We start from the raw sequence: 1,183 nt of genomic DNA, 5'->3' as shown, positions 1-1,183 counted from the left end.
CCGCCGGCCGGGCGGCGCTGGGCGAGCCTGCGACGCCGCAGCTGGCGCTGGAGGCGGCGTTGCCGGAGACGCTGAGCGCCGAGAACCCGGAACGGCGCGCGCAGGCGTCGCACCTGGCGTACGTGATTTACACCTCGGGTTCGACGGGTAAACCGAAGGGCGCGATGAACGAACACCGCGGGGTGGTCAACCGGCTGGTGTGGATGCAGGAGGCCTACGGCCTGACGGCGGCGGACACGGTGCTGCAAAAAACGCCGTTCGGCTTCGACGTCTCGGTGTGGGAGTTCTTCTGGCCGCTGATGGTCGGCGCGCGCCTGGTGATGGCGAAGCCGGAAGGGCACAAGGATCCGGACTACCTGAGCCGCGCTATCGAACAGTACGGCGTCACCACGCTGCACTTCGTGCCGTCGATGCTGCAAAGCTTCCTGGCAGATGAGCAGGCGGCGACGCGCTGCGGCAACGTGGTGCGGGTGATGTGCAGCGGGGAAGCGCTGCCGGCGGCGCTGGTGGCGGAGTTTTACCGCCGGCTGCCGCAGGCGGAGTTGTATAACCTGTATGGGCCGACGGAGGCGGCGGTGGACGTCACCGCCTGGCACTGTTCGCGGGAGGCGGACCGGGTGTCGGTGCCGATCGGTCGGCCGATCGCCAACACGCGCATCTATCTGCTGGACGAGCACGGGCAGCCGGTGCCGCTGGGGGCGGTGGGCGAGCTGTATATCGGCGGGGTGCAGGTGGCGCGGGGCTACCTGAATCGGCCCGACTTGACGGCGGAGCGTTTCCTGAGCGATCCGTTCGCGCCGGGCGGGCGCATGTACCGCACCGGCGACGTAGCGCGCTATCTGGCGAACGGTGACATCGAGTACCTGGGGCGCAATGACCAGCAGGTGAAAATCCGCGGCTTCCGCATCGAATGCGGCGAGATAGAAGCGACGCTGGCGACGCACCCGGCGGTGCGGGAAGCGGTGGTGGATGCGCGCGCGGTGGGCGACGACAAACGGCTGGTGGCGTGGGTGGTGCCGGCGGCGGACGTGGCGGAAGAGACGCTGGCGGGCGCGCTGCGGCAGCATGTGAGCGCGGCGCTGCCGGACTACATGGTGCCGTCGGCCTGGGTGGTGGTGGCGGCGTTGCCGCTGTCGCCGAACGGCAAGTTGGACCGGCGGGCGCTGCCGGAGCCGCAGGGGAT

General features: G+C 69.9%; 1 protein-coding gene. It reads left to right on the top strand.

Going from position 1 to position 1,183, the window contains the following annotated elements; genetic code table 11:
* Positions 1 to 1,183: amino acid adenylation domain-containing protein (locus ACOJUJ_RS28600; RefSeq protein WP_420130341.1), on the top strand; the 1,183-nt coding region annotated here is incomplete at both ends.

The organism is Longimicrobium sp. (assembly GCF_048594345.1).
In the GTDB taxonomy this organism is placed as follows: domain Bacteria; phylum Gemmatimonadota; class Gemmatimonadetes; order Longimicrobiales; family Longimicrobiaceae; genus Longimicrobium.
Note: the sequence above shows the minus strand (reverse complement) of the source record. Positions and strands in the feature narration are given on the sequence as shown.